Origin of the sequence: Geodermatophilus sp. YIM 151500, from assembly GCF_025716945.1 — a bacterium.
GTDB lineage: Bacteria > Actinomycetota > Actinomycetes > Mycobacteriales > Geodermatophilaceae > YIM-151500.
This window is the reverse complement of record NZ_JAOVZT010000002.1, coordinates 573,173-600,041: the sequence shown is the minus strand read 5'-3', so window position 1 is coordinate 600,041 and position 26,869 is coordinate 573,173. Positions and strand designations below refer to the sequence as shown.

Below are 26,869 nucleotides of genomic sequence, written 5' to 3'. Positions count from 1 at the left end.
TGCGCGGACGCTGCCCTGCCCCCGGTGAGCTCGCAAGCTCGCTCATGCGACCTCCTCGCTGGCGCTCGTCGGCCGCATGCGCGGACGCTGCCCTGCCCCCGGTGAGCTCGCAAGCTCGCTCACTGGTCGTCGTCCGGATCCGCGCCGAGCGGTAGGAGGACCTCGTCGTCCACACCCCTCGCAGGCTCCGGGCGAGCCTCCGGACGGGGCCTGCGGTCCCCGGCCGGCTGGACGGCGAGGCTGGGCACACCGTCGACCCGGTCGGCGGCGGCCAGCTGGCCGCAGGCGCCGTCGATGTCCTGCCCGCGGGTGTCGCGCACCGTGGTGGGCACCCCGGCGGCGCGCAGCCGGGCGACGAACTCGCGCTGCGCGGGCAGGGGGCTGGCGTCCCACGGGCTGCCCGGCGTGGGGTTGAGCGGGATCAGGTTGACGTGCGCGCGGCGGCCGGCCAGCAGCCGGCCGAGCCTCGTGGCCCGCTCGGGCTGGTCGTTGACGTCGCGGATGAGCGCGTACTCGACCGAGTACCGGCGCCCGGTCCGGTCGGCGTAGGCGTCGGCCGCGTCGACCACCTCGCCGACCTTCCACCGGGTGTTGATCGGCACGAGCGTGTCGCGCAGCTCGTCGTCCGGGGCGTGCAGGCTGACGGCCAGGGTCACCGCCAGGCCCTCCTCGGTGAGCCGGCGGATCGCCGGCACGACGCCGACCGTCGACACCGTCACGGAGCGCTGGGAGAGGCCCAGCCCGTGCGGCGCGGGAGCGAGCAGGGCGCCGAGGGTGGCGCGCACCCGGTTGTAGTTGGCCAGCGGCTCCCCCATGCCCATGAAGACCACGTTCGACAGCCGGCCCGGGCCGCCGGGCAGCTCGCCGTCCGCCATCGCGGCCGCGGCGGCCACGGCCTGGCCGGTGATCTCGGCGGCGGACAGGTTGCGGGTCAGCCCGGCCTGGCCGGTGGCGCAGAACGGGCAGGCCATCCCGCAGCCGGCCTGGCTGGAGATGCAGACCGTCGCGCGGTCGGGGTAGCGCATCAGCACGCTCTCGACCAGCGCGCCGTCGTGCAGCCGCCACAGCGTCTTGCGGGTGCGGCCGCCGTCGGCGCTCTGGTGGCGCACCGGCGTGAGCAGGGCCGGGAGCAGGGCCGTGGTGAGGGTCTCGCGGGCGGTCGCCGGCAGGTCGGTCATCCGCGCCGGGTCGGTGACCCCGCGGTAGTAGTGCCGGGCCAGCTGGTCGGCGCGGAAGGCCGGGTGCCCCAGCTCGGTGACCGCCGCGCGGGCCTCCTCGCGGGTGAGGTCGGCGAGGTGGCGCGGTGGCTTCCCGCGGCGGGGGGCGTCGAAGACCAGGGGCAGGGCTGTCATGGCGCCGTCCATGGTCCCACTAGCGTGCGGCGGGTGAGCGGCAGCGGGAGCGACCCCACCCCGCCGGAGGTGCCGCCGGACACCGTCGGGGTCGGCCCCTGGCCGGGGCCGTGGCCCGACGATCCCCGCTACGACCCCGAACTGCTCGCCCGCGGCGACCGGCGCAACGTGGTCGACCGCTACCGCTACTGGAGCGTCGAGGCGATCGTCGCCGACCTCGACACCCGCCGGCACCCGTTCCACGTCGCGATCGAGAACTGGCGGCACGACCTGAACATCGGGACGGTCGTGCGGACGGCGAACGCCTTCCTCGCCGCCGAGGTGCACATCGTCGGACGGCGGCGGTGGAATCGGCGCGGCGCCATGGTCACCGATCGGTACCAGCACGTCCGGTACCACCACGACGTCACCGCGCTGGCGGAGTGGGCGCTCGGGGCCGGCGTCCCGCTGCTGGCCGTCGACAACCTGCCGGGAGCCGCGCCCTTGGAGGCCGCCGCGCTGCCGCGCGCGTGCGTGCTGCTGTTCGGCCAGGAGGGCACCGGTCTGTCCCCGGAGGCCCGCGCGGCGGCGGACGGCGTGCTGTCGATCGCCCAGTTCGGCTCCACCCGGTCGATCAACGCGGGCGTCGCCGCCGGGATCGCCATGCACGCCTGGATCCGCCAGCACGGGATGACATCGTCATCCTCCGGATGACACCGCCACCACGTGCCGTCCCCGGCGACGTCGAGCCCACCCGTCGCTCGATCGCGGAGGACCTCCGGCCCCCCGCTCCTCACGACCCCCACGGCCACGTGCCGTTCTCGGCCGTGCACATCGGCGCACTCCGTCGCTCCCCGTGCAAGGCTCCCGCCATGAGCCGGCTCGACGACGTCGACCTGTCCCTGCGGCTGTCCAAGTCGGACGGGAAGAAGCAGCTCGAGGAGGCGCAGCAGCGGCTGGTCCACCTCCGGCTGCTGCTCGGTGGGCAGATCGGCCCCGGCGACCTGGGCCCGCCCCTGTGCGTGCTGTTCGAGGGCTGGGACGCCTCCGGCAAGGGTGGCGCGATCAAACGGCTGGTCGACCACCTCGACCCTCGGCACGTGCGGGTGGCGCAGTTCGCGGCGCCGACGCACGACGAGAAGCGCCACCACTTCCTGTGGCGGTTCTGGCCGGTGCTGCCCGGGTGGGGCGGCATGGCCGTGCTCGACCGCACCTGGTACGGGCGGGTGCTGGTCGAGCGGGTCGAGGGCTTCGCCCCCGAGGAGGCCTGGCGGCGGGCCTACGACGAGATCGTCGACCTGGAGACGACGCTGGCCGCCGAGGGCATGGTGCTGGTCAAGTTCTGGATGCACCTGTCCCCGGAGGAGCAGCTGCGCCGCTTCGAGTCCCGCCGCGGCGATCCCTACCGCGCGTGGAAGCTCACCGACGAGGACTGGCGCAACCGCGACCAGCGGAACGCCTACGAGGCGGCCGTCGAGGAGATGATGGAGCGCACCGATCAGCCGGTCGCGCCGTGGCACGTGGTGGCCGCCGAGGACAAGCGCTGGGCGCGCGTCGACGTCGTCCGCACGGTGTGCACGGCGGTCGAGGAGGCGCTGCGGGCCCGCGGCGTCGACCCCGACCCGCCGCTGTCGTGACGCGCCGGCGCACCGGTCCCAGGCGGTCGCGCACGGCCGGGATCAGACCGGCGCGAGCACCGACAGCAGCAGGTAGGCCACCGCCGCGGTCGGGAGCAGCGAGTCGAGCCGGTCCATGATGCCGCCGTGCCCGGGCAGCAGCTTGCCCATGTCCTTGATGCCGAGGTCACGCTTGATCAGGGACTCGCCGAGGTCGCCGACGGTGGCCGAGACGGCGACCGCCGCGCCGAACAGCACGCCACCCCACCAAGGCGCGTCGAGGGCGAGCACGAACAGCGACGTCGCCACCCAGCAGCACGTCAGGATCGAGCCGACCAGGCCCTCCCACGACTTCTTGGGGCTGATCCTCCGCGCGAGCGGGTGCCGGCCGAAGAGGACGCCGACGGCGTACCCGCCCACGTCGCTGGCGACGACGGTGGCGATGAAGGTCAGCACGCGGGCGGTGCCGTCGTCCGGTACGAGCATCAGCGCGGCGAAGCCGGCCAACAGCGGGACGTAGAGGGCGACCAGCACGCCCGCAGCCGCGTCGCGCAGGTAGGCGGAGGGGCCGTCGGCCAGCCGCCACAACAGGACGGCGAGGACGGTGAGCAGGAAGGCCACGACCAGCCCGGTCGGCCCGCGGGTCCACGCCAGGGCGATCATCGCCGGTCCGCCGATGAGCAGCGGCGGCAGCGGCGGCCGGAAGTCGCCGGCGTCCAGCGCGCGGGTCAGCTCCACGGTCCCGACCAGCACGGCGGCACCCAGGACGACGAGGAACGCCGGCCGCCACACGAGCAGGGAACCCAGGATGACCGCACCGAGGCCGAGCCCGACGGCGACGGCGGCGGCCAGGTTGCGGCCGGCCCGCCCGGGCGGTCGGTCCACGTCGGCGCGGCCCGGGGCGACGTCGGCGGGGTCCGGGCCGATCACCGGGGCCCGCGACGGGCGCGGCCGCGGGGGCGGCGCCGGGAGGGCGCCGATGATCGGGAGGGGTCCGGTGTCGTCGGGCGACCCGGTGCCCCACTCGTCGTCCGGCGCGGGGCGGAGGGTGCCCCACGGCATCCCCGGGGTCGACCGGTCGTCGTCGGGTTCCCCCGGGGGCCCGCCGTCGGGCTCCCCCGTGGGCCCGACGTCCGCACCCCGGGCGGCGGGCGCCCCGGCCGCGTGCCGCACGGAGGTCGCCGCCGGCTCGGTGGCGGCGGACCGGGGCGCCGGTGGGCGGGGCGGCAGGGGCCCGGCCGCCGGGTGGGCACCCGGCCGGGGCAGCGGCCCCGTGCCGTGCGCGGGGGGGCCGCCGGTGCGACCGGCGGGTGGGAGGGAGCTCATCGCGGGTGGCCGGTCAGACCTCGAGCAGCTCGGACTCCTTGTTCTTCATCGCTTCGTCGACGAGGTGGACGTGCCGCTCGGTGAGGCTGTCGAGTTCCTTCTCCGCGCGGCGCACCTCGTCCTCGCCGGCCTCACCGTCCCGCGCGATGCGGTCGAGCTCCTCCTTGGCCCGGCGGCGGACGTTACGGATGGCGACCTTGGCGTCCTCGCCCTTGGACCGGGCCACCTTCACCAGGTCGCGGCGGCGCTCCTCGGTCAGCTGGGGGAAGACCACGCGGATGATCTGGCCGTCGTTGGTGGGGTTGACGCCGAGGTCGGAGTCGCGGATGGCCTTCTCGATCGCCCCGAGCTGCCCGTTGTCGTAGGGCTTGATGACGGCCATGCGCGCCTCGGGAACGGTGATCGAGCTCATCTGCGGCACCGGTGTGGGGGCGCCGTAGTAGTCGACGAGGATCTTGTTGAACATCGCCGGGGCGGCGCGGCCGGTGCGGACCGACCCGAGGTCCTCGCGCGCGACCGACAGGGCCTTGTCCATCCGCTCCTCGGCGTCGAGCAGGGTGTCGTCGATCACGGGCCTTCCCTCCTGCGGCGGCCGGCCTGGCCCGCCGTCCTCGTCGTCCGGCGCCGACCGGCACCGTGCCCTCTCCGAGCGGCGCGGCTCAGGTGGGCTGGCTGATCAGCGTGCCGATCCTCTCACCCGCGACGGCGCGTGCGATGTTGCCGTCTCGCAACAGGTTGAACACGACGATGGGCATCCGGTTCTCCATGCACATGGAGATGGCGGTCGCGTCGGCCACCTTGAGCTGCTTGGCCAGAACGGTGCCGTAGGACAGGTCGTCGTACATGGTGGCGTCCGGATGGGTGCGCGGGTCGGCGTCGTAGACGCCGTCCACGCCGTTTTTTCCCATGAGCAGCACCTGGCACTCGATCTCCAGGGCGCGCTGGGCGGCCACCGTGTCGGTGGAGAAGTAGGGCATGCCGGCGCCGGCACCGAAGATGACCAGGCGGCCCTTCTCCAGGTGCCGGATGGCCTTGCGGGGGATGTAGGGCTCGGCGACCTGGCCCATCGTGATCGCGGTCTGCACGCGGGTCTGCAGGCCGGCGTTCTCGCAGAAGTCCTGCAGCGCCAGGCAGTTCATGACCGTGCCGAGCATGCCCATGTAGTCGGCCTTGGTGCGGTCCATGCCGGCCTGGCTGAGCTCGGCCCCGCGGAAGAAGTTGCCGCCGCCCATGACCACGGCCACCTGCACGCCCTTGGCGACCACCTCGGCCAGCTGCTCGGCGATGCCGCGGACGATCACCGGGTCGACGCCGACCCCGCCGCCGCCGAAGGTCTCGCCGGACAGCTTGAGCAGCACCCGGTTGTAGCCGCTGCCCTCGGCGGGCTGGAAGGCGGTCGGTGCGGACAGCGGCGGGGTGGTGTTCGTCAACGCTGTCGTCCCCTCGCTCGGTGTCGGTGCCTGGATCCTGCCGTATGCCCCGGCGCTGTCCGGCGGCCACCCGCCGGACAGCCGTCCGGCCCCGCGCCGGGAGGGCGCGGGGCCGGACGCGTCGTGCTGGAACGGCCACCCGTCAGGGGCCCGCACCGAGCCTGGTGACGAATCGGAACGGCCACCCCTCAGGGGCCCGCGCGGAGCGTGCCAGGCGTGGGGGGAAGGGTGGTCCTCTTTCAGGCCTGGCCGACCTCGAAGCGGGCGAACCGCTCCACCGTGAGGCCGGCCTCGTCGACGATCTGCTTGACCGTGCGCTTGGGCTCGGTGATCGACGGCTGCTCGAGCAGCACGAAGTCCTTGAAGTAGGCGTTGACCCGGCCCTCGACGATCTTGACGATCGCCTGCTCGGGCTTGCCCTCCTCCTTGGCCGTCTGCTCGGCGACGCGGCGCTCGGTCTCGACCGCCTCGGCCGGCACCTCGTCGCGCGAGAGGTACCGCGGACGGGCGGCGGCGATGTGCATCGCCAGGCCACGCGCGGCGTCCTCGCTGCCGCCGCTGTACTGCACCGCGACGCCGATCGCCGGGGGCAGGTCGGTGGCCCGCTTGTGCAGGTAGGTGGCCGTCTGGCCGTCGAAGGCGACGAACCGGCTGAGCACCAGCTTCTCGCCGATCCGCGCCGACTCGGCCTCGACCAGGGCGGCGACGGTCTGCCCGTCGACCTCGGTGCCCAGGAGGCCCTCGGCGTCGGCCGGCTTGCCGTCCAGGCCGATCTGCAGCAGCCGCTCGGCGAGCGCGACGAAGTCGGCGTTCTTGGCGACGAAGTCGGTCTCGCAGTCCAGCTCGAGCAGCGCGCCGTCCTTGCTCACGACCACGCCGTTGGTGGTGGAGCGCTCGAGGCGCTTGCCGACGTCCTTGGCGCCCTTGATGCGGAGCAGCTCGACGGCCTTGTCGTAGTCGCCCTCGGCCTCGGTGAGCGCCTTCTTGCAGTCCATCATTCCGGCGCCGGTGGCGTCGCGGAGACGCTTGACGTCGGCCGCGGTGAAGTCAGCCATGTCTCTTCCTTGTCGGTGTGGATGGTGCGACGCGGGCGTGCCGCAGCGCCGCCCCCGCGCTCGGCGGCGCGGGGACGGCGCCGGCGGCTCAGGCCTGGGTGGTGCCGGTGGACGAGGTGTCGCCGGTGGCGGGCACGCCCTCGACGGGGGCGGTCTCGTCGGCGGTCACCTCGGGCGCCTGGGCCGGCGTGTCGGGCAGCGGGGCGGCCTGGCTGCCGGCCTGGGTGCCATCGCCCTGCTGGCCGGTCAGCAGCTCGCGCTCCCAGTCGGCCAGCGGCTCGTCGCCGCCGATGGCAGGCTGCTCGCCGTCCTCGCGGCCGGCGTTGGCCTGGGCGGCGGAGCGGGCCATGAGGCCGTCGGCCACGGCGTCGGCGATGACGCGCGTGAGCAGGGCCGCGCTGCGGATGGCGTCGTCGTTGCCCGGGATCTTGTAGTCGACCTCGTCCGGGTCGCAGTTGGTGTCGAGGATCGCCACGACCGGGATACCCAGCTTGCGGGCCTCGCCGACGGCGATGTGCTCCTTCTTCGTGTCGACGATCCAGACGGCGCTGGGCACCTTCTGCATGTCGCGGATGCCGCCGAGGCTGCGCTCCAGCTTGGCCTTCTCGCGGGTCAGGCCGAGCTGCTCCTTCTTGGACAGGCCGGCCATCATGCCGGTCTGCTCCATGTCCTCGAGCTCCTTGAGCCGCTGCAGCCGCTTGTGCACGGTCGAGAAGTTGGTGAGCATGCCGCCCAGCCAGCGCTGGTTGACGTAGGGCATGCCGACCCGCTGGGCCTGCTCGGCGATGACCTCCTGCGCCTGGCGCTTGGTGCCGACGAACAGGATCGTGCCGCCGTGGGCGACGGTCTGCTTGACGAACTCGTAGGCCGAGTCGATGTACCCGAGCGTCTGCTGCAGGTCGATGATGTAAATGCCGTTGCGCTCGGTGAAGATGTAGCGCTTCATCTTCGGGTTCCAGCGGCGGGTCTGGTGCCCGAAGTGAACGCCGCTGTCGAGCAGCTGCTTCATGCTGACGACTGCCATCGGTCGCAGCCCTTCTGTGCCGCGCGGCCGTCGGCCGCGCTCCTCGGTTGACGCGGCGCACCGGGTGGGCGCCGCCCTGGCGTCCGGCTGCGCCACTGTGCCCGCGACGAGGCGGGACCGAGGTGGCGGCTGACCCGCTCGGGAGGAGCGGGTTGAGGACGCGCGAAGTCGACCCACCGGAGCGGGTCGCGCCCGACAGCATACGCCCCGCCGCGGAGCAGTTTCCCCAGCGGATCGGGTCGTCCACAGGTGCCCCGGGCCGGCGCTCCCCCGGCACGGCGACGGGCAGTGTCGACGGCGTGCCCGTCCGCCTGCTGGTCGCCGTCGTAGCGGCCGCCTGCCTGCTGCTCCCGGCTGCCGCGGCGGCGCGCCCCCTCGTCCCGGCCGACCCCGTCCCGGCCGACCTCGTGCCGACCGGCTCTGCCGGGGCGGGCCGGGGCCCGGCCGGGCCCGCCGATCCCGGCGCGGGAGTATCCGGCTCGGACGGATCCGGCGCGGGCGGATCCGGCTCGGCGGGCCCCGCGCCGGCCCCCGCCTGGGGCTGGCCGCTGGCGGGCACGCCTCCGGTGACCCGCTCCTTCGACCGGCTGCCCCACCCCTATGCCGCGGGTCACCGGGGCGTCGACCTGGCCGGCTCGCCGGAAGCACCGGTGCTGGCGGCCGGCGACGGGGTGGTCGCCTTCGCCGGCTGGGTGGCGGGGCGGCCCCTGCTCAGCATCGACCACGCCGGTGGTCTGCGGACGACGTACCAACCCGTCGAGCCGTCGGTGGCCGCGGGCCTCCCGGTTGCGCGCGGCTTCCCGATCGGGGTGCTGCTGGCCGGCCATCCCGGGTGCTCGGTCGAGGCCTGCCTGCACTGGGGTCTCCGGCGGGGTGAGGCCTACCTCGATCCCGTGTCGTTGCTGGAGGCACCCCGGGTGCGCCTGTTCCCGGTCCGACGCGCCACCGGGTGAGTGGACCGCACCATTTTGTACCAGGCGCTTGACACAAACCCTCCCGGAGCGAGATGGTGCCGACCCCGCTCCCTCGTCCCGGAGGTGTCGCATGGCCGGCCTCGTGGTCCTCGTCGCCGCGCTGGCCGTCGTCCTGCCCGTCCTCGCCGCCGTCGCCCGCAACCGACCGGGACTCCCACCCGTGCCCCGGGATCCGTGGCTGCGCGCCACCGCCCGGACGACGGCCCGCTGGCGCATCACGGGGGTGCTCCTCGGCCTGCTGGCGGCACTCGCAGTCACCGAGCACGACCGTCTCGGGCGCGGCCTGCTGCTCGCTGCCCCCCTGTTCACGCTGTGCGTGCTCACCGGTGTCGTGGTGGGCGAGCTCCGGGTAGCGACGCCGGAGGGCGCCGTCCGGAGCGCCTCGCTGCAGGTCCGCCGAGTGCGCGACCACGTGCCGCGGCGGCTGGGAGCCGCCGTGCTCGGCGCCACGGTCCTGCTGGTCCTCGTCGCTGCGTGGACGACGGCGGCCGGGTCGCCGGACGACCTGGGCCGGGCCGGGCGCACCCTCGTGCGCCGGTGCAGCGAGGTGGTCAGCACCGGCGTGGGCCCGTGGCCGGGCTCCTTCTACACGGCGCCGCTGGCGGTCCTCGTGCTCGCGGGCCTCGCCGGAGCGGCCCTGGCCCTGCGCCGGATCGTGCAGCGCCCGCGCGACCCCGCCGACGCTTCGGCCGACGCCGAGTTGCGTGTCCGGTCCGTCGCGGCGGTCACCGCCGCGACCGGCCTGCTGGTGGGCGTCCCGCTGGGCGGCCTCACCGTCGTGGCCGGGCACGCCCTGCTGAATGTCGACTGCCGGCCGGGGTGGTGGACCGCGCTGGGTGCCGCGTCGCTCCTGCTGGCGCCCGCAGCGCTGGCGCTCACCGCGTGGTGCGTCACCGTCCTGCTGGCGCCGGGGAGCTCCCGGGCGTCGGTCGGGACGGTGCCGGGACGGCGGTGAGCGCCGGGGCCCACGGCGGCGTCGGTCCGCTCACCGTCGACACCCGCGATCCGACCCCGCCCTACGAGCAGCTCCGCCAGCAGCTGGCCGGTCTGATCGCCACCGGGCGCCTCCCGCCCGGGGAGCGCCTCCCGCCGTTGCGCCAGCTCGCCGCAGACCTGGGGCTGGCCGTCGGGACCGTCGCCCGCACCTACCGCGAGCTCGAGACGGCGGGCCTGGTGGTGTCGCGGCGCGGCGGCGGCACGCGGGTGGCCCGGACGTCCCTGCCGGTCGCGCCACCGGCCCGACGGGACACCGGGGAGGCGCTCCGCGGCGCGGCGGCTGCCTTCGTCCGGGCCGCCCGCGCGTGCGCGGCGACCGACGCCGAGCTCCGCCAGGCCCTGGAGGCGGCGCTGGTCGACGACCCGGCCGGCAGCAGGACCGGTGGGCAGGTGCGCGTCGCCGGAGAGCGGTGACCCGTCCGGGCGGACCCTCGCCGGCGGGCTCCGCACCGGCCCCGGCCGCCGGGAGGGCCGCGCCCGTGCGGCAGCACCGCGGCGGGCGGGCGCGCTGTGCAGGCGACAGCGGTGCCGCTGCCCGGGCTCAGGCGATGTCGGCGAGCTTGGTGCGCAGGTGCAGCACGGCCTTCGTGTGCAGCTGGCAGATGCGGCTCTCCGTCACGCCCAGCACGCGGCCGATGTCGGCCAGCGTGAGCCCCTCGAAGTAGTAGAGGCTGACGACGACCTTCTCCCGGTCGGGCAGCTGCTCGACGGCCCGGGCCAGCAACTGGCGCGCCTCGCCGTGCTCGGCCATGGCCTGCGGGTCGAGGGCGGTGGAGTCCTGCAGGGTGTCGACCAGGCGCGGCGCGCTGCCGCCGTCCTCGTCGACGAGCAGTTCGTCCAGCGCGACCATGTTGACCAGGGACAGCTGACCCAGGAACTTCCGGACCTCCTCGACGTCCATGTCCATCTCGGCCGCGACCTCTTCGTCGGTCGGCGTGCGCTGCAGCCGGGTCTCCAGCGCGGCCATCGCGCGTTCGAACTGGCGGGCCTTCATCCGCACGGAGCGCGGGATCCAGTCGGTGTTGCGGAGCTCGTCGATGATCGCGCCGCGGATGCGCGACATGGCATAGCTCTCGAACTTGACCTCGCGGGTCGGCTCGTAACGGGTGATGGCGTCGATCAGCCCGAAGGTGCCGTAGGACACGAGGTCGGCCTGCTCGACGTGAGCCGGCAGACCGCTGCCGACCCGGCCGGCGACGTACTTCACCAGCGGCGCGTAGTGCAGGATCAGGCGGTCGCGGAGGGCGGTGTCCCGGTCGGCGACGTAGCGCGCCCAGAGGTCCTCGAGGGCGGCCTCCTGGTCCTCACCGTGCTCGTCCAGCCGGTGGATCGTCGCCTCAGGCACGGTCGTGCTCCCCCATCCCGCCGTCTGCGGTGCCGGTCCTCCGGCCACCGCCCTCTGCTCCAGCATCCCGTCGCCCCGTCACGCCCGCGGATGCGCCTGCGCGTGGACCGCACGGAGTCGTTCGACCGTCACGTGCGTGTAGATCTGCGTCGTCGCGAGGCTAGCGTGGCCCAGCAACTCCTGGACCGAGCGGAGGTCGGCGCCGCCCTCGAGCACGTGGGTGGCCGCGGAGTGGCGCAACCCGTGCGGGCCGATGTCCGGCGCGCCCTCGACCCCGGCTATGGCACGGTGCACGGTGCGGCGCGCCTCGCGGACGTCGAGCCGGCGTCCGCGCGCGCCCAGGAGCAGCGCCGGCCCCGACCCGGCCGTGGCCAGCGCCGGCCGGCCGCGGGTGAGCCAGGCGTCGAGCGCCTGCTCGGCCGGGACGCCGTAGGGGACGCTGCGCTCGCGCCGGCCCTTGCCGAGGACCCGCAGCAGCCGTCGCCCGCGGTCGACGTCGTCCACGTCCAGACCGACCAGCTCGCTCACTCGGATGCCGCTGGCGTACAGCAGCTCGAGCACGACCGCGTCGCGGAGCCCGAGGGGCGCGTCGGCCCCGGCGGCGTTCTCCACGACGGCGCGGGCCTGGTCGGTGGCCAGCACGTCGGGGAGGACGCGGTGCGCCTTGGGGCTGACCAGACGGAGGCCCACGTCCTCCGGGGCCAGGCCGGTCCGGCGGAGCCACGCCGTGAACGAGCGCGCCGCGGCGGCGTGCCGCGCGGTCGTCGCCCGGCTGTGCCCCCGGGCCCGCCCCTGCGCGAGCCAGCTGCGCAGCGCGGGCAGGTCCAGGTCGTGCGGCTGCGCGCCGCCCCGCCGGGCCAGGTGGTCGAGGAGCGACACGGCGTCCGAGACGTAGCCGCGCACCGTGTGACCCGACAGGTCGCGCTGGGCGCGCAGGTGCTCCTCGTAGCCGTCGACGACCTCTGCGAGCGCCGGCGGCAGCGCCGCCCGTGTCTGCGCTGTCGACCCGGCCACCTCGGAACCGTCCGATGCGGTCCCGCTGGGGTCAAGCAGCCGCGCCGGAGCCGGTCGTGGGTCACCCGCCGAGACGTGCGCAGGTCCCGCACCTCCGGTGGGTCGGGCACCCGAGCCCGTCGAGCACCCTGCGGTCTGCCTCGGCGACCCCGCCGGCCGGGCCGGCGCTGTGGTCACCGGGCCGGTGTGCGCTTCCCCGGAGGGGGGGTGAGCCGCCAGCCGGTGCCGGTCCACTCGACGAGCTCGGCCAGTTCCAACGCCGGCAGGACCTTCAGCACGTCGAGGACGTCGCAACCGGCCACCATGGCCAGCCGCTCGGGGCTGGCACCGGTGCGCACCGGGCAGGCATCGAGCACCCGGACCGCCACGTCGGACAGCCCGTCACGGGCGTCGGCGGGGTGGTCGGGCGGCTCAGCCAGGTCCTCACCCAGCCGCCCGACCGCCTCGACGACATGCGCCGCCGAGGCGACCAACCGGGCGCCGAGTTCCTCGCCGCGAAGCAGCTCGTGACAGCCCACCGACATCGCCGAGGTGACCGGACCCGGGACGACGAGCACTCCACGGCCCAGACCGTGGGCCCGTTTCGCGGTCGCCTGGGCGCCCGAGCGGGAGGAGGCCTCCACGACCACCGTGCCCCGGGTGAGCGCGGCGATCAGTCGGTTGCGGACGAGGAAGCGGTGCTTGTGCGGTGCCGCGCCGGGCGGCCACTCGCTGACCAGCAGGCCGGTCTCCGCGATGCGCGCGAACAGTGCCTCGTGCCCGGCCGGGTAGACCCGGTCCACGCCGCAGGCCAGCACGCCGATGGTGGGACCGCCGGCAGCGAGCGCCCCCCGGTGGGCGGCCGCGTCGATGCCGTACGCGCCACCGGACACGACCGTCCAGCCCCGCTCCCCCAGGTGGTGGGCCATCTCCCCCGCGACGTGCTCGCCGTAGGCGGTCGACGCCCGGGAGCCCACCATCGCCACCGACCGCTCGACGAGCTCGTCCAGCCGTCCCGGCCCACGCACCCACAGCGCGACCGGCGGGACCAGCGCCTTGGTGCGCTCGGTCTGGTGCGCGGGCTCCACGGGCTCGTCGGCGACCGCGACGGTGAGCGCGTGCAGCCGGGGACCCGGCCACTCGTCGTCCTCGGGCACCACCAGGCGGGCACCGCACCGCTCCGCGCGGCGCAGATCGGCGAGGCTCAGGTCCTGGTCGACCCGGGACGCGACCAGCCCCCGGATCCGCGGGGACGCTCGCCGACCACGCACCAGCCGGACGGCGTCCACCGGCCCCACCTCGTCGACGAAGCGCCAGAAGTCGATGCACCCGGGCTCCACCGCCCGGCTCAGCCACGCCCTCGCCCGCCGCACTCCCGGACCGGGGGCACCAGCCCGGTGCGGCGCGGCGGCCGCATCCTCCATCGCCGCGTCGAGATCGAGCGGCAGGGCCTCTCCGCCCCGGGGCCCACCGGCATCCGCACCGGTCGTCCCGGCCCCGCCGACACCAGCGCCCTCGCTCGGACGAGCGACCTCGGTCATGCCGCCGCCCGCTGCAGCCGCATGCCCAACGCCTCGGCCACCTCGTCACCGCCTGGCACCGTGCGACCGGACAGATCGGCCAGCGTCCACGCGACCCGCAGCACACGGTCCAGCCCGCGGGCGGAGAGAGCACCCCGCTCCAGCGCCCGCTCGGCCAGCCGCAGCGCCGAGCGCGGCACCGCCCACCGCTCCCGCAGCGACCGGCCGGGGACCTCGCTGTTCAGCAAGTACCCGGTTCCGGCCAGCCGTGCCGCCGCGGCGGCCCGGGCGGCGCTCACCCGCGCGGCGACGACCGCCGTCGACTCCGGCGCCGCGACGCCGTCCAGCCAGGCGGCCCGGGTGACCGGCGGGAGGTCGACCCGCAGGTCGATCCGGTCGAGCAGGGGCCCGGACAGCCGCGCCTGGTACCGCCGCCTCTCCAGCGGACTGCAGGTGCAGGCCGTCTCGCCTGCCGCGGTGGCGCACGGGCACGGGTTGGCCGCGAGCACGAGCTGCGCACGGCACGGGAACGTCGCCGTCCCGGCTGCCCGGTGGATGGTCACCCGGCCGCGCTCCAGCGGCTGGCGCAGCGTGTCGAGGACCGCCCGCGGGAACTCGGGCGCCTCGTCGAGGAACAGGACGCCGCGGTGGGCCCGGCACAGCGCACCCGGCCGGATCTGGCCCGACCCGCCGCCGACGAGCGCGGCCATCGTCGCCGAGTGGTGCGGCGCCTCGAGCACCGGCCGGGTCACCAGCGGGGCGCCGGGTGGCAGCGTGCCGGCGATGGAGTGGATCGCGGTGACCTCGAGGGCCGCCTGCTCGTCCAGCGGCGGCAGGAGCCCCGGCAGCCGCTCGGCGAGCATGGTCTTGCCCGCCCCCGGCGGGCCGGCGAGGAGCAGGTGGTGCCCTCCGGCGGCGGCCACCTCGATGGCGCGCCGTCCCGCTCGCTGGCCGACCACGTCGGCGAGGTCGGCGCTCGGTGGAGCCGGCGGAGCGGGCCCGCGCCGGTGGCGGGAGAGCCGTTCCCTGCCGGTCAGGTGGTCGATCAGCTGCCGGAGCGTGGCGGCCGCGAGTACCTCGACGCGGTCGACGAGAGCTGCCTCGTCGGCGTTGGCGGCGGGCACCACGACGTGCCGGTGACCGGCGGAGGCGGCGGCCAGCACGGACGGCAGCACGCCGCGGATGCCCCGGACCGCCCCGTCGAGCCCGAGCTCGCCGAGCAGGACGAGCCGGTCGACGGCCTCGCCGGGCACGACGCCCGACGCGGCGAGCACCGCGGCGGCCAGCGCGAGGTCGAACCCGCTGCCCTGCTTGGGCATGGAGGCAGGCGAGAGGCCGATGGTGATGCGCCGCTGGGGGAAGCGGGCACCCGCGTTGACCACCGCGGCCCGCACGCGGTCGACCGACTGCCGGACGACCGCGTCGGGCAGACCGACCAGGACGACCTGGGGGACTCCCGCGGCGAGGTCGACCTCCACCTCCACCATCGCTCCCTGCACTCCGGTCAGCCCGGCCGACCAGGTGCGCGCCAGCGTCACGAGAAGGCCCCGCGCAGGTGCATGACCAGCGCCGGTGCTGCAGGGCGGACGAGCACGCCCACCACGTCGAAGCGCAGGTCGGGGGCGTGCTCGTCGTGCGCCGCCAGCCACCGCTGCGCCAGCGTGCGCAGGCGGCGCTGCTTGGCGGGGGTCACGGCCTCGACCGGGTGGCCGTAGCCGGTGCCGCGGCGCGTCTTCACCTCGCAGAAGACCAGCGCGTCACCCTCGCGGGCCACGATGTCGAGTTCGCCGTCCCGGCACCGCCAGTTGCGGTCGAGCAGCCGGAGGCCGGCGTCGGTCAGGTAGGCGGCGGCGATGCCCTCGCCGCGGGCCCCGAGTTCGGATCGAGTCGGCACGTACCGACCGTGCGTCCTCGACCGCGCCGTTCGGTACGGGAACCGCGGATCTGTGGACGGGCCGCAGGCCTGTGGACGGCGTCGGGCGGGCCGTCGTCAGCGCACGCCACGCTGCCGGCGTGGATGCGGTGTCACGGCAGGCGCGGACCGTCGGGCAGCTCGAGGTCGGGCTTGTCCAGCTCCTCGACGTTGACGTCCTTGAACGTCAGCACCCGGACGTTGCGCACGAAGCGCGCGGGACGGTACATGTCCCACACCCACGCATCGGACAGCTTCAGCTCGAAGAACACCTCGCCGCCGGCCTCCCGGACCTGCAGGTCGACGGAATTGGCGAGGTAGAAGCGGCGCTCGGTCTCCACCACGTACGTGAACTGGCGGACGATGTCGCGGTACTCCCGATAGAGCTGGAGCTCCATCTCGGTCTCGTACTTCTCGAGATCCTCGGTGCTCATCGTTCGACCTCGGGCGCACACCGCATGCCCCCATCATCGACCATCGCCGCGGCCCCGGTCAGGTGGAGCTCGCGAGCGGCGTGCGCGTCGCGCGCGCGGACCACGTTGACGAACCGCATGCGGTGCTCGGGGCAGGGCCCGTGACGCTGCAGGGCGGCGCTGTGGACGTCGGTGATGTAGCCCTTGTGCTCGGCGAAGTCGTACTGGGGCCACCGCTCGTGCAGCTGCAGCATGATCCGGTCGCGTGTGACCTTGGCCAGCACCGACGCCGCGGCGACGCAGGCCGCGACGCGGTCGCCCTTCCACACCGCGAGGCTGGGCTGCGCGAGCCCGCTGACCGGGAAGCCGTCGGTGAGCACGTAGTCAGGTCCGGGGTCCAACGCGACCACCGCCCGGCGCAGGGCCTCGATGTTGGTCACGTGCATCCCACGGGCGTCGAGGTCGGCGACGGGCAGGACGACCACCGACCACGCCTCCGCCCGGGCGACTACTTCCGCGTACACCCGCTCGCGCACTGCCGCGGTGAGCAACTTGGAGTCCGCCAGACCCGGGACGCGTCCGCGGCGCCCGGCGGGGAGCACGCAGGCGGCGGCGACCAGCGGACCGGCGCAGGCGCCCCGACCGGCCTCGTCCGCGCCGGCGATCGTGGAGAAGCCGCGCCGGCGCAGCGACCGTTCGAGGTCCCACAGCCGGTCGCCGTCGAGGGCGGCGCTCCGGGGGGCTCGGGACGGCGCGGGGCGGGCGGGACGGGGAAGAGTCGGCGCAGCCATCGCCGTCCGAATCTACGACGGCCGGGCCCCGACGCCGGGGCCCGGATCTCCGCCGCGCGGGGCGGGACGGTCCCGCAGAACGGGCCGCTGCCCGTGCCGGCCACCGCCATCGACGAGGTCCGTCGGGACGGACGTCCGATCCGGTCCGCGGCCACCGCCACGTCCGCCGACCCCGGACGCACGCCGGGCCGGCTCCGTTCGGAGCCGGCCCGGGGAGCGGGGCGTGGTCGCTCAGGCCTCGACCGCCGCCGAGAGGTTGTGGGCGCCGCAGGTGCAGGCGGCCGGGTTGCGGCTGGACAGCACCAGCGACACCGCGTGCGCCCGGTCACGCGCACCCAGCTTGCGCAGGATCGCCTTGACGTGGCTCTTGACGGTGTCCTCGCTGATGAACAGGTTGCGACCGATCTGCCGGTTCGACTGGCCCTGGAGCAGCTCGTCGAGCACGTCCGACTCCCGCCGGGTGAGCGGCACCTCGGGTGTGAACGGCTTGTTCACCGGCACGGCCGAAGGCTCCACACGGCGGATCTGCGGGTCGACCACGACCCGGCCCGCGCGGGCGGCGAGGATCGCCCAGCCGAGCAGGGTCGGCGAGGTGTTGATCATGAGGTAGCCGCGGATGCCGGCGGCCAGCGCCTCGTTCACCACGGCCGGGTCCTCCGACGTGGCGAGAGCGACGATGGACACCCGCGGGAACCGGCGGCGCAGGTCGCGGCAGGCGTTGAGGGTCGCTGCCCGACCGGCGCCCAGCTCCACCACGACGGCGTCGGGGCGTGCGGTCTCGACCAGCGTCAGGGCCCGCCGGATCTCCCCGGGCGTGCCGACCGACTGCATGCCAGCCGTCTCGTTGATCATGCTGACCAGGCCGCGGCGCAGGACCGGCGCGTCGGCGAGGAGGAGCACGCGGGTGACGCCGCGGGCGGTGCTCGCCATCGGTGCAGACACAGCTGACTCCATTTCGCTTTTCGGAAGCTTGCACGACCTCCATCGGAAGGGTGAAGCGATTGCTTGAACACTTTTCGGTGATTTCTTTTCACGACTGGAAGTGCTCGGTGAATGACCGAGCCGGTCACAACTGCACCGCGTGTCGACAAATCGGCGGAAATGTCATCCGTCGATCGGTTCACCACCGATCCGGAGCGCCGGGCAGGACTGGTGGCGAGCAGGGACGCGGGGCGGCGAGCAGGGACACGGGGCGGCGAGCAGGGACGCGGCGGTGCCGCGCCGGACGCAACGGGGAACCGAGCGCCCAGGTCAGCGCGTGCGGCGGCGCGCCGCGCGCCAGGCCGCGACCGGGAGCGCCGCAGCCAGACCGACCGCGCCCGGCGACGCGGCCGCCGCCACGGCGGGCGTCGCGGCCATCGCGGGCGCGACCGCCTGGACCCCTGCGGACGCGGGGCCGGCGTCGACCCCCTGCCCGGCGGACCCGGCGGCCTGGATGGCGGGCGAGTCGAGCAGCCCGATCCGGCTCGGTGGCCAGACGATGACGGCGGCCTTGCCGATGACGTCGTCCACGGAGATGGTCCCCGCGTACTGGTCACCGATGTGCACGGTGGAGTCGGCCGAGGCCGACCGGTGGTCGCCCATCACCCACAGCCGACCCTCCGGGACGGTGACCGGAGGAAAGGTGCGGCCCTCCAGCGGCTTGTTCTCGTAGATGTAGGGCTCGTGGAGCGGCTTGCCGTCGACGGTCACCCGGCCTTCGGCGTCGCAGCACTGCACGGTCTGCCCGCCGACGGCGATGACCCGCTTGATGAAGTCGTCCTCGCTGGGCGGCGCGACGCCGACGGTGCGACCGAGCCACAGCAGCGCGCCGGTGACCCAGTTGGTCGGCTCGGACACCCTCACCTCGGGCGTCCAGGTGTCCGGGCCGGTGAACACGACGATGTCGCCGGGTTGGGGCTCGTCGAACCAGTACGGCACCTTGTTCACCAGGACGCGGTCGCCGGTGCACCCCGGGCAGCCGTGCAGCGTCTGCTCCATCGAACCGGACGGGATGAAGAACGCCTGCACGAGGAAGGTCTTGACCAGCACGGCGAGCACGAACGCCACGAGCAGCAGCACCGGCAGCTCGCGCAGCAGCGAGCCCCTCTTGGGATCCCGTTCCCGGTGGCGGGCCCGGGAGCCACCGCTCCGACCGGCGTCGTCCGGACGACCGGGATCCCCACCATCGGCGCCCCCCGGAACGGTGTCGGCGGGCCCCCCAGGCCGGTCGCTGCTCATCGGGAGCCAGCGTACGGCGCGGGAAGCCCGCCGCGACGGCAGCCGGGCGAACCCGGCCGGGGTGTCAGCGCGACACCGTCTCGCGCTTCTCCTTGATCTTGGCGGCCTTGCCGCGCAGCTCGCGCAGGTAGTAGAGCTTCGCGCGGCGCACGTCGCCGCGGGTCAGCACCTCGATCTTCTCGACGACCGGGGTGTGCACCGGGAAGGTGCGCTCCACCCCGACGCCGAAGCTGATCTTGCGCACGGTGAAGGTCTCGCGGATGCCGCCACCCTGACGGCGGATGACGACACCCTGGAAGACCTGGATCCGGGAGCGGTTGCCCTCGACCACGCGGACGTGCACCTTGACGGTGTCGCCGGGCCGGAAGGCCGGGATGTCGTCGCGCAGCGAGGCGGCGTCGAGTGCGTCGAGGGTGTTCATCGCGGCAGTCCTCAGTATTGGCGGGGCTCGTGCTCGGTGCGGGCAGCGGAACGCCCCGGTTGTCCGGTCCGGGGAGCTGCGGCTCCGGCGGGGAGCACCGGTCGGCGTGCGCCACCGGTCTGCAGCAGCTCTCTACTGTGCCACATCCTCAGTCGACGATGCGCGGCGGCCCTGCCCAGGGCCCGGTCAGCAGCTCGGGCAGCACCGTGGCGAGCTCGCGCGGGGCGAAGACCACGTCGGCGGCGGCGATCTCGGCCGGCGACCACCAGCGGTGCGGCTCGTTCCCGAGCACCTCGAGCTCGGTCCGCCCCGAGGCGTCGACCTCGTGCACGACGTCACGCAGCGCGAAGAACGTCTCCCGCGAGTCGATCTGCACCCCGGCGAAGGGCCCGACGTGCCGGCGCACCCACACCGGGCCCTCGAGCGCCCCCGGCGCCACGACGAGACCGACCTCCTCGGCCAGCTCCCGCACCGCGGCGTCCCGCGTGCTCTCGCCGTCCTCCACTCCCCCGCCGGGCGTGTACCAGAACAGCACCTCACCCGGCGGCACCGCTGGGTCGGTCAGGCGAGCACCGAGCAGCAGCACCCGGCCGTCCGGGTCGAGCACCACGACCCGGGCCGTCGGGCGCACCCAGGGCCGGGCGCTCACCGCCCGCCGCCCTCCAGCAGGGCGCGGTCCGCGTCGCTCAGCGCGTCCGGCGGCAGCGCCGCCAGCAGGTCCGGACGGCGGGCCGCGGTCCGCCGCAGCGACTGCTCGCGCCGCCACCGGGCGATCGCGGCGTGGTCACCCGACAGCAGCACGGCCGGGACGTCGTGCCCGCGCCACGACGCCGGCCGGGTGTACGCCGGGCCCTCGAGCAGGCCGTCGGCGTGCGAGTCGAACTGCACCGACTCGCGGTTGCCCACGACCCCGGGCAGCAGCCGGGTGACGGCCTCCACCATCACCAGGACGGCGGACTCCCCGCCGGCCAGCACGTAATCGCCCAGCGAGACCTCCGACACCGGCCCGGCCGACGCCGCCCAGTCGGCGACCCGCTGGTCGATGCCCTCGTAGCGCCCGCAGGCGAAGACCAGCCCCGGCTCCGCCGCCCACTGCGCGGCGGTGGCCTGGGTGAAGGGCCGGCCCGCCGGGGTGGGCACCACGAGCCGGGTGCCGGGCGGCCGCACCGCGTCGAGGGCCCGCCCCCACGGCTCGGGACGCATCACCATCCCCGGGCCGCCGCCGTAGGGGGCGTCGTCGACGGTGCGGTGCACGTCGTCGGTCCAGGTCCGCAGGTCGTGCACGGCGATGCCGACCAGGCCGCGCTCCGCGGCCTTGCCGAGCAGCGACTGGCGCAGCGGCGCGAGGTACTCGGGGAAGATCGTGATGATCCGGACGTCGAAGGGGCCGCGCATCCCGGTCACAGCTCCAGCAGGCCCTCGGGCGGGTCGACGACGACGACGCCCCCGGCCAGGTCGACGGTCGGGACGATGGCGGCCACGAACGGGACGAGCAGCTCGCGCCGCTCCGGGCGCCGCACCACGAGCAGATCGGCGCCCTCGTGGCGGACGGCGACCACCTCGCCCACCGGCGAGCCGTCGGGCAGCTGCGCGCGGAGGCCGACCAGCTGGTGGTCGTAGTAGGCGTCGGGGTCGTCGAGCGCGGGCAGGTCGGCGACGGGGACGTGCAGCTCGGTGTCGCGGAGCGCCTCGGCCTCCTCGCGGCTGTCCACGCCGTCCAGCGACAGCAGGAGGATCTCCCGGTGCCAGCGGGCGCCGGCCACGGTGAGCGGCCCGCGGTCGGCCGGCTCGGTGAGCAGCACCGCCCCGTCGGCGAACCGCTGGTCGGGGTCGTCGGTGCGCACCTCGACGGTTACCTCGCCGCGGACGCCGTGCGGCCGGCCGATGCGGCCGACCACCACGGTGTCCGGAGGAGGGCTCGCCGTGCTCAGCGCCCGTCGGTGTCGACGACGTCGACCCGGAGGCCGCGCCCGCCGACACCGGTCATCACCTGGCGCAGCGCCTTGGCCGTGCGGCCGCCGCGGCCGATGACCTTGCCGAGGTCGTCGGGGTGCACCCGGACCTCCAGGGTCTTGCCGCGGCGGCTGGTGAGCAGGTCGACGGTGACGTCGTCGGGGTGGTCGACGATGCCCTTGACCAGGTGCTCGAGGGCCTCTTCGAGCACGTCTTACTCGGCGGGCGCGGCGCCGGCGCCCGCGGCCGGACCCTCGCCGCCCGCACCGGCGGCCTCGGTCTCGGCGGACGATCCGGCCGGCGACTCGGCGGCGGCCTTCTTCGGCGCGGCCTTCTTCTTCGGCGTGGTGGCGCCGGCGGCCGGCTCCTCGCCACCGGCGGAGCGGACGGCCTCCTCGTAGAGGGTCTTCTTGTCCGGCTTCGGCGCGGCGGTCTTCATCGGCGGCGGCGCGGGCTCGCCCTTGAACTTCTGCCAGTCACCGGTCACGCGGAAGATCGCCGCGACGGGCTCGGTCGGCTGCGCGCCGACGCCGAGCCAGTACTGGGCGCGCTCGGTGTCGACCTCGATGAAGGAGGGCTCCTCCTTCGGGTGGTACTTGCCGATCGTCTCGATGACGCGACCGTCCCGCTTGGTGCGGGCGTCGGCGACGACGATGCGGTAGTACGGCGCGCGCATCTTGCCCAGGCGCATGAGCTTGATCTTGGTGGCCACGGTGGGTGGTGTACTCCTCGGACGCGTTCGTGGTTGCTCGCCGGAGCGGCGCGTGGGGGTACGCCGGGGCGGAGCCTCAGGACACGGCCGGCAACGGTGAGAGGGCCGCCCACCGCCGTGTTCGACCGACCATTGTGCCAGACCGGCGCGCGGCGCCCGACCGGGAGCCGATCAGGCCCCCGGCGTCGGCGACCAGGCGAGCTCCGCGCCGGGCGCGCCGGTCTCCGTGGCCGGCTGCGACCCGCCCCGGACGGCGGCGAGCACGGCGTCCCGTGCCCCGCTGACCGGCACGTCCGTCCGCTCGCCGCTCGCCCGGTCGCGCAGCTCGACGACGCCGTCCGCCAGCCCCCGGCCGACGGTGAGGATCGTCGGCACGCCGAGCAGCTCGGCGTCCTTGAACTTCACCCCGGGGCTGACCTTGGGCCGGTCGTCGAACAGCACCGTCAGCCCCCAGCCGTCGACCAGCTCGGCGACCAGCTCCTCGGCCGCGGTGAAGATCGCCGGGTCCTTGCCGGTGGCGACGACGTGCACGTCGGCCGGGGCGACCTCGCGCGGCCAGCAAAGGCCGAGCTCGTCGTGCGTGGACTCGGCGATGGCGGCCACCGCGCGGGAGACGCCGACGCCGTAGGAGCCCATGGTCACCGTGACGAGCCTGCCGCTCTCGTCGAGCACCTGGAGGCCGAGCGCCTCGGCGTACTTGCGGCCGAGCTGGAAGATGTGCCCGATCTCCACGCCGCGGGCCAGCTCCAGCGGGCCGGAGCCGTCCGGCGCCGGGTCGCCGGGCAGCACCTCGGCGGCCTCGATGACGCCGTCCCACCCGAAGTCGCGGCCGGCGACCAGGTTGAAGACGTGCTTGCCCGGTTCGTTGGCGCCGGTGATCCACCGGGTGCCCTCGACCACGCGCGGGTCGACCAGGTAGCGGATGCCGGTCTTCGACCCGCTGCCCAGGATCTGCGGCCCGAGGTAGCCCTTGACCAGCAGCGGGTGCTGGTCGAACTCGGTGAACGGCTGCACCTCGGCCGGGGCGACCTGCGCCTCCAGCCGCTTCGCGTCGACCTCGCGGTCGCCGGGGAGGCCGACCACCAGCGGCTCACGCGTGCCGTCGGGGCGCACGAGCGTGACGACGACGTTCTTCAGCGTGTCCCGCGCCGTGTAGCCGGCGTCCGGGAAGAGCTGCTGGGCGACGGCGACCAGCGTCTCGATGGTGGGGGTGTCGGGGGTGTCCTCGACGTGGGCCTCCGGCAGCCCGTCGAGCGGCACGGCGTCCGGGACGACGGTCGTGACGGCCTCGACGTTGGCGGCGTACCCGCCCGGGGAGCGGACGAAGGTGTCCTCCCCGATCGGCGTCGGGTGCAGGAACTCCTCGCTCTTCGACCCGCCCATCGCTCCCGACATCGCCGAGACGATGACGTAGTCCAGCCCGAGCCGGTCGAAGATCCGGACGTAGGCCTCGCGGTGCTGCGCGTAGGAGCGGTCCAGCCCTGCGTCGTCGACGTCGAAGGAGTAGCTGTCCTTCATCGTGAACTCGCGGCCGCGCAGCAGTCCGGCGCGCGGCCGCGCCTCGTCGCGGTACTTGGTCTGGATCTGGTACAGCGACAGCGGCAGGTCCTTGTACGACGAGTACAGGTCCTTCACCAGGAGCGTGAACATCTCCTCGTGCGTCGGGCCGAGCAGGTGGTCGGCGCCGCGGCGGTCCGTGAGCCGGAACACGTTGTCGCCGTACTCGGTCCAGCGGCCGGTGGCCTCGTAGGGCTCGCGCGGCAGCAGCGCCGGGAAGTGCACCTCCTGGGCGCCCATCCGGTCCATCTCCTCGCGGACGACGCGCTCCACGTTGCGGAACACCCGGTAGCCCAGCGGCAGCCAGGTGAAGCCGCCCGGGGCGGCGCGGCGGATGTAGCCGGCGCGCACCAGCAACCGGTGGCTGGGCACCTCGGCGTCGGCCGGGTCGTCGCGCAGGGTGCGCAGGAACAGCGAGGACATCCGAAGGAGCACGACGACATTGTCGGCCTACCGGCCGGCGACGCGGCCAGGTGCCCCCTGGCGCGGCGTCGAGCGTGTCCCGCGCCACCGCGCGGGAGCCTCCGGCCCCGCCACGCGGCGCCTCCCGCGCAGGGCGACGCCGGTCCCAGCCGGGTCAGGCGACGACGCGGCCGCGCAGCAGCGTGACCCCCGGTTTCGCCAGCGCGCCGAGGTCGGCGCGCGGATCGGTGTCGTAGGCGACCACGTCGGCCGATGCGCCCTCCTCGATGCACGGCAGGCCGAGCCACGCGCGCGCCGACCAGGACGCCGCGGCCAGCGCCGCCTCGGCGGGCAGCCCGGCCTGGTGCAGCGCCCGCACCTCGTCGGCGATGACGCCGTGCCGGATGCCGCCCCCGGCGTCGGTGCCGGCGAACACCGGGACGCCCGCGTCGTGGGCCGCCCGCACGACCGCGCCGGCCGATGCGTGCAGTCGCCGCATCGTCGAGGCGTAGGTCGGGAACCGCTGCTCCCCGGCCTCGGCGAAGCGGGGGAAGTTGGCGACGTTGAGCAGGGTCGGCACCACCGCCGTCCCGCGCGCGGCCATCCGGCCGATCAGCTCCTCGGTCAGCCCGGTGCCGTGCTCGATGCAGTCGATGCCCGCGTCGATCAGGTCGGGCAGCGCCTCGGTGCCGAAGGTGTGCGCGGTGACCCGCGCGCCCTCCTCGTGCGCGGCGGCGATGGCCGCGCGCACCGCGGACGCCGGCCACTCCGGCGCCAGGTCGCCCACCGCCCGGTCGATCCAGTCGCCGACCAGCTTGACCCAGCCGTCGCCGCGCCGGGCCTGCACCCGGACCTCCTCGGCCAGTGCGTCGGGCTCCAGCTCGATCGCCAGCCCGGGGATGTACCGCCGGGGCGCGGCCAGGTGCCGGCCGGCCCGGATGATCCGGGGCAGGTCGAGCTCCTGGTCGAGGGCCCGGGTGTCGACCGGGGAGCCGCAGTCACGCAACGCCAGCACGCCGGCGGCCCGCTCGGCGAGCGCCTGCTCGCGGGCGGCCGCCAGGTCGTCGACCGGCGTGCCGCCGGTCGCGATGCCGACGTGGCAGTGCGCGTCGACCAGGCCCGGGACCAGCCACCCACCCCGGACGACGGTCTCGGCGCCGGGCACGGGCTCGAAGGTGAACCGGCCTCCGCGCACCCACACGTCGCGGTGCTCGCCGTCGGGGAGCACGACGCCGGACAGGTGCAGCGCGGGCGCGTCCTCCGGCCCGGTCACCGGGAGGGCCGTTCGTCCCCGGGCTGGTCGAACCGCAGCTTGGTCAGGTCGGGCAGCGCCTGGCCGGGCGGCAGCCCGGGCATCCCGCCCGGCCCGCCCGCCCCCGGCGCACCGGGGAAGCCGCCGGGGAAGCCACCGCCGGGGAGGCCCGCGCCGGGCGGCAGTCCGGGCGCGCCCACCGGGCGCCGGGAGGGGCCACCCTTCTTGCCCTTGCCCTTCTTGCCCTTGCCGCGCGACTGGGCCTGCATCTGGCGGCCCCGGGCCTTCTTCGACATCGGCCCCATGCCGGGCAGACCCATGCTGCCGGCCATCTGCCCCATCATCTTCTGGGCCTGGGCGAAGCGGTCCAGCAGCTGGTTGACGTCGGTGACGCTGACCCCCGAGCCGTTGGCGATCCGCACCCGCCGCGAGGCATTGATGATCTTGGAGTTGACCCGCTCCTCCGGCGTCATCGACCGGATGATCGCCGCGGTGCGGTCGAGGTCGCGGTCGTCGACCTGCTTGAGCTGCTCCTTCATCTGCCCCGCGCCGGGCAGCATGCCGAGCAGGTTGGCGATCGGACCCATCTTGCGGATGGCGGTCATCTGCTCGAGGAAGTCCTCGAGCGTGAAACCCTCCCGGCTGACCAGCTTGCCGGCCATCTTCTCGGCCTGGTCGGCGTCGAAGGCCTGCTCGGCCTGCTCGATCAGGGTCAGCACGTCGCCCATGCCGAGGATGCGCGAGGCCATCCGCTCGGGGTGGAAGACGTCGAAGTCGGTGAGCTTCTCGCCGGTGGAGGCGAACATGATCGGCTGGCCGGTCACGTGCCGCACCGACAGCGCGGCGCCGCCGCGGGCGTCGCCGTCGAGCTTGGTGAGCACGACGCCGGAGAAGCCGACTCCCTCCTGGAAGGCGGTCGCGGTGGTGACGGCGTCCTGGCCGATCATCGCGTCGACCACGAACAGGGTCTCGTCGGGCCGGACGGCGTCGCGGATGTCGGCGGCCTGCTGCATCAGCTCCGCGTCGATGCCCAGCCGGCCCGCGGTGTCGACGACGACGACGTCGTGCATCGTGCGCCGGGCGTGCTCGATGGACTCGGCGGCCACCCGCACCGGATCGCCCACGCCGTTGCCGGGCTCGGGGGCGAACACGTCGACCCCGGCCTGGCCGGCGACGATCGACAGCTGGTTGACCGCGTTGGGCCGCTGCAGGTCGGCCGCCACCAGCAGGGGCGTGTGCCCCTGGCTCTTCAGCCAGCGGCCCAGCTTGCCGGCCAGGGTGGTCTTGCCGGAGCCCTGCAGGCCGGCGAGCATGATGACCGTCGGCGCGGTCTTGGCGTGGCGCAGCCGGCGGGTCTCGCCGCCGAGGATGCTGATGAGCTCCTCGTTGACGATCTTGATGACCTGCTGGGCCGGGTTGAGCGCCTGGGACACCTCCGCCCCGCGGGCCCGGTCCTTGACCGCGGTGATGAAGGCGCGCACCACCGGGAGCGCGACGTCGGCCTCCAGCAGCGCGATGCGGATCTCGCGCGCGGTGGCGTCGATGTCTGCGTCGCTCAGCCGGCCCTTGCCGCGCAGGCCGGTGAAGACCTTGTCGAGGCGATCGGAGAGGGTCTCGAACACAACA

29 protein-coding genes are annotated in these 26,869 nt (G+C 74.8%); 5 read left to right on the top strand and 24 right to left on the bottom strand.

What is annotated here, in order from left to right; all coding sequences use genetic code 11:
- Nucleotides 1-119 precede the first annotated feature (119 nt).
- On the bottom strand, nt 120-1,352 hold the full coding sequence (gene rlmN / locus OF117_RS06360) for a 23S rRNA (adenine(2503)-C(2))-methyltransferase RlmN (protein WP_263551962.1): 1,233 nt from the start codon (nt 1,350-1,352) through the stop codon (nt 120-122).
- A 33-nt stretch (nt 1,353-1,385) separates the two neighbouring features.
- Here rlmN and OF117_RS06355 point away from each other — a divergent pair, with 33 nt between their 5' ends.
- Both OF117_RS06355 and OF117_RS06350 read left to right on the top strand, forming a co-directional pair.
- Entirely contained in the window at nt 1,386-2,045 is a 660-nt protein-coding gene (locus tag OF117_RS06355) for a TrmH family RNA methyltransferase (RefSeq protein WP_263551961.1), read from the top strand.
- Between the two features lie 158 nt (nt 2,046-2,203).
- A complete protein-coding gene (locus tag OF117_RS06350) occupies nt 2,204-2,968 on the top strand; it encodes a polyphosphate kinase 2 family protein (RefSeq protein WP_263551960.1) in 765 nt (254 codons plus the stop codon).
- A 42-nt stretch (nt 2,969-3,010) separates the two neighbouring features.
- On the opposite strand, the gene OF117_RS06345 is transcribed toward OF117_RS06350, so the two are convergent.
- The 5 genes from OF117_RS06345 to rpsB form a co-directional block, all read right to left on the bottom strand.
- On the bottom strand, nt 3,011-4,009 hold the full coding sequence (locus OF117_RS06345) for a phosphatidate cytidylyltransferase (protein ID WP_263551959.1): 999 nt from the start codon (nt 4,007-4,009) through the stop codon (nt 3,011-3,013).
- A 277-nt stretch (nt 4,010-4,286) separates the two neighbouring features.
- Complete coding sequence (gene frr / locus OF117_RS06340) at nt 4,287-4,844, bottom strand: ribosome recycling factor (protein ID WP_263551958.1); 558 nt, start codon at nt 4,842-4,844, stop codon at nt 4,287-4,289.
- A gap of 88 nt (nt 4,845-4,932) precedes the next feature.
- Complete coding sequence (gene pyrH, locus OF117_RS06335; RefSeq protein ID WP_263551988.1) at nt 4,933-5,682, bottom strand: UMP kinase; 750 nt, start codon at nt 5,680-5,682, stop codon at nt 4,933-4,935.
- Nucleotides 5,683-5,942: 260 nt separating this feature from the next.
- Nucleotides 5,943-6,758: a translation elongation factor Ts gene (gene tsf, locus OF117_RS06330; protein ID WP_263551957.1), complete on the bottom strand. Its 816-nt coding sequence runs from the start codon at nt 6,756-6,758 to the stop codon at nt 5,943-5,945.
- Nucleotides 6,759-6,846: 88 nt separating this feature from the next.
- Nucleotides 6,847-7,782 (bottom strand): 30S ribosomal protein S2, encoded by a 936-nt coding sequence (rpsB, locus tag OF117_RS06325; protein ID WP_263551956.1) that lies wholly within the window; start codon nt 7,780-7,782, stop codon nt 6,847-6,849.
- A gap of 299 nt (nt 7,783-8,081) precedes the next feature.
- Between rpsB and OF117_RS06320 the strand changes: the two genes are divergently transcribed.
- The 3 genes from OF117_RS06320 (at nt 8,082) to OF117_RS06310 (ending at nt 10,166) form a co-directional block, all read left to right on the top strand.
- Nucleotides 8,082-8,735, top strand: coding sequence for a M23 family metallopeptidase (locus OF117_RS06320; RefSeq protein WP_263551955.1), 654 nt, complete (start codon nt 8,082-8,084; stop codon nt 8,733-8,735).
- Between the two features lie 91 nt (nt 8,736-8,826).
- Nucleotides 8,827-9,711, top strand: a complete 885-nt coding sequence (locus OF117_RS06315; protein ID WP_263551954.1) for a hypothetical protein — start codon at nt 8,827-8,829, stop codon at nt 9,709-9,711.
- A complete protein-coding gene (locus OF117_RS06310; protein WP_263551953.1) occupies nt 9,708-10,166 on the top strand; it encodes a GntR family transcriptional regulator in 459 nt (152 codons plus the stop codon). The genes OF117_RS06315 and OF117_RS06310 overlap by 4 nt, the downstream gene beginning before the upstream one ends.
- 127 nt (nt 10,167-10,293) lie before the next feature.
- Here the strand turns inward: OF117_RS06310 and whiG are convergent, their stop codons facing one another.
- The 18 genes from whiG to ffh form a co-directional block, all read right to left on the bottom strand.
- Entirely contained in the window at nt 10,294-11,097 is an 804-nt protein-coding gene (whiG, locus tag OF117_RS06305; protein WP_263551952.1) for an RNA polymerase sigma factor WhiG, read from the bottom strand.
- 78 nt (nt 11,098-11,175) lie between these two features.
- Nucleotides 11,176-12,111, bottom strand: coding sequence for a tyrosine recombinase XerC (locus tag OF117_RS06300; protein ID WP_263551951.1), 936 nt, complete (start codon nt 12,109-12,111; stop codon nt 11,176-11,178).
- Nucleotides 12,112-12,284: 173 nt separating this feature from the next.
- Nucleotides 12,285-13,430 (bottom strand): DNA-processing protein DprA, encoded by a 1,146-nt coding sequence (dprA, locus tag OF117_RS06295; RefSeq protein WP_263551950.1) that lies wholly within the window; start codon nt 13,428-13,430, stop codon nt 12,285-12,287.
- Nucleotides 13,431-13,627: 197 nt separating this feature from the next.
- A complete protein-coding gene (locus tag OF117_RS06290) occupies nt 13,628-15,148 on the bottom strand; it encodes a YifB family Mg chelatase-like AAA ATPase (protein ID WP_263551949.1) in 1,521 nt (506 codons plus the stop codon).
- The gene (locus OF117_RS06285; RefSeq protein ID WP_263551948.1) at nt 15,145-15,504 is read right to left on the bottom strand and encodes a YraN family protein; all 360 of its coding nucleotides are present in this window, start codon (nt 15,502-15,504) and stop codon (nt 15,145-15,147) included. Before OF117_RS06285 ends, OF117_RS06290 begins: the two co-directional genes overlap by 4 nt.
- Before the next feature lie 131 nt (nt 15,505-15,635).
- Nucleotides 15,636-15,956 carry a DUF2469 domain-containing protein gene (locus tag OF117_RS06280; RefSeq protein WP_029432918.1) on the bottom strand — a complete coding sequence of 107 codons (321 nt, stop codon included), beginning with the start codon at nt 15,954-15,956 and terminating at the stop codon, nt 15,636-15,638.
- Nucleotides 15,953-16,726 (bottom strand): ribonuclease HII, encoded by a 774-nt coding sequence (locus OF117_RS06275; RefSeq protein ID WP_263551947.1) that lies wholly within the window; start codon nt 16,724-16,726, stop codon nt 15,953-15,955. The genes OF117_RS06280 and OF117_RS06275 overlap by 4 nt, the downstream gene beginning before the upstream one ends.
- A 231-nt stretch (nt 16,727-16,957) precedes the next feature.
- Nucleotides 16,958-17,668 carry a LuxR C-terminal-related transcriptional regulator gene (locus OF117_RS06270; protein ID WP_263551946.1) on the bottom strand — a complete coding sequence of 237 codons (711 nt, stop codon included), beginning with the start codon at nt 17,666-17,668 and terminating at the stop codon, nt 16,958-16,960.
- A 309-nt stretch (nt 17,669-17,977) separates the two neighbouring features.
- Nucleotides 17,978-18,946 carry a signal peptidase I gene (lepB, locus tag OF117_RS06265; RefSeq protein WP_263551945.1) on the bottom strand — a complete coding sequence of 323 codons (969 nt, stop codon included), beginning with the start codon at nt 18,944-18,946 and terminating at the stop codon, nt 17,978-17,980.
- Nucleotides 18,947-19,010: 64 nt separating this feature from the next.
- Nucleotides 19,011-19,367, bottom strand: a complete 357-nt coding sequence (gene rplS / locus OF117_RS06260) for a 50S ribosomal protein L19 (protein ID WP_263551944.1) — start codon at nt 19,365-19,367, stop codon at nt 19,011-19,013.
- A gap of 148 nt (nt 19,368-19,515) precedes the next feature.
- Nucleotides 19,516-20,016 carry an NUDIX hydrolase gene (locus tag OF117_RS06255; protein WP_263551943.1) on the bottom strand — a complete coding sequence of 167 codons (501 nt, stop codon included), beginning with the start codon at nt 20,014-20,016 and terminating at the stop codon, nt 19,516-19,518.
- Nucleotides 20,013-20,762 (bottom strand): tRNA (guanosine(37)-N1)-methyltransferase TrmD, encoded by a 750-nt coding sequence (gene trmD / locus OF117_RS06250; RefSeq protein WP_263551942.1) that lies wholly within the window; start codon nt 20,760-20,762, stop codon nt 20,013-20,015. The genes OF117_RS06255 and trmD overlap by 4 nt, the downstream gene beginning before the upstream one ends.
- Before the next feature lie 5 nt (nt 20,763-20,767).
- Nucleotides 20,768-21,265 carry a ribosome maturation factor RimM gene (gene rimM / locus OF117_RS06245; RefSeq protein WP_263551941.1) on the bottom strand — a complete coding sequence of 166 codons (498 nt, stop codon included), beginning with the start codon at nt 21,263-21,265 and terminating at the stop codon, nt 20,768-20,770.
- 29 nt (nt 21,266-21,294) lie between these two features.
- Complete coding sequence (locus tag OF117_RS06240) at nt 21,295-21,531, bottom strand: RNA-binding protein (protein WP_263551940.1); 237 nt, start codon at nt 21,529-21,531, stop codon at nt 21,295-21,297.
- 3 nt (nt 21,532-21,534) lie between these two features.
- On the bottom strand, nt 21,535-22,032 hold the full coding sequence (rpsP, locus tag OF117_RS06235) for a 30S ribosomal protein S16 (protein WP_263551939.1): 498 nt from the start codon (nt 22,030-22,032) through the stop codon (nt 21,535-21,537).
- Nucleotides 22,033-22,203: 171 nt separating this feature from the next.
- Nucleotides 22,204-24,024 (bottom strand): proline--tRNA ligase, encoded by a 1,821-nt coding sequence (locus OF117_RS06230; protein ID WP_263551938.1) that lies wholly within the window; start codon nt 24,022-24,024, stop codon nt 22,204-22,206.
- Nucleotides 24,025-24,166: 142 nt separating this feature from the next.
- Nucleotides 24,167-25,264, bottom strand: coding sequence for an amidohydrolase family protein (locus OF117_RS06225; protein ID WP_263551937.1), 1,098 nt, complete (start codon nt 25,262-25,264; stop codon nt 24,167-24,169).
- A complete protein-coding gene (gene ffh, locus OF117_RS06220; protein WP_263551936.1) occupies nt 25,261-26,865 on the bottom strand; it encodes a signal recognition particle protein in 1,605 nt (534 codons plus the stop codon). The genes OF117_RS06225 and ffh overlap by 4 nt, the downstream gene beginning before the upstream one ends.
- Between the last annotated feature and the right edge of the window lie 4 nt (nt 26,866-26,869).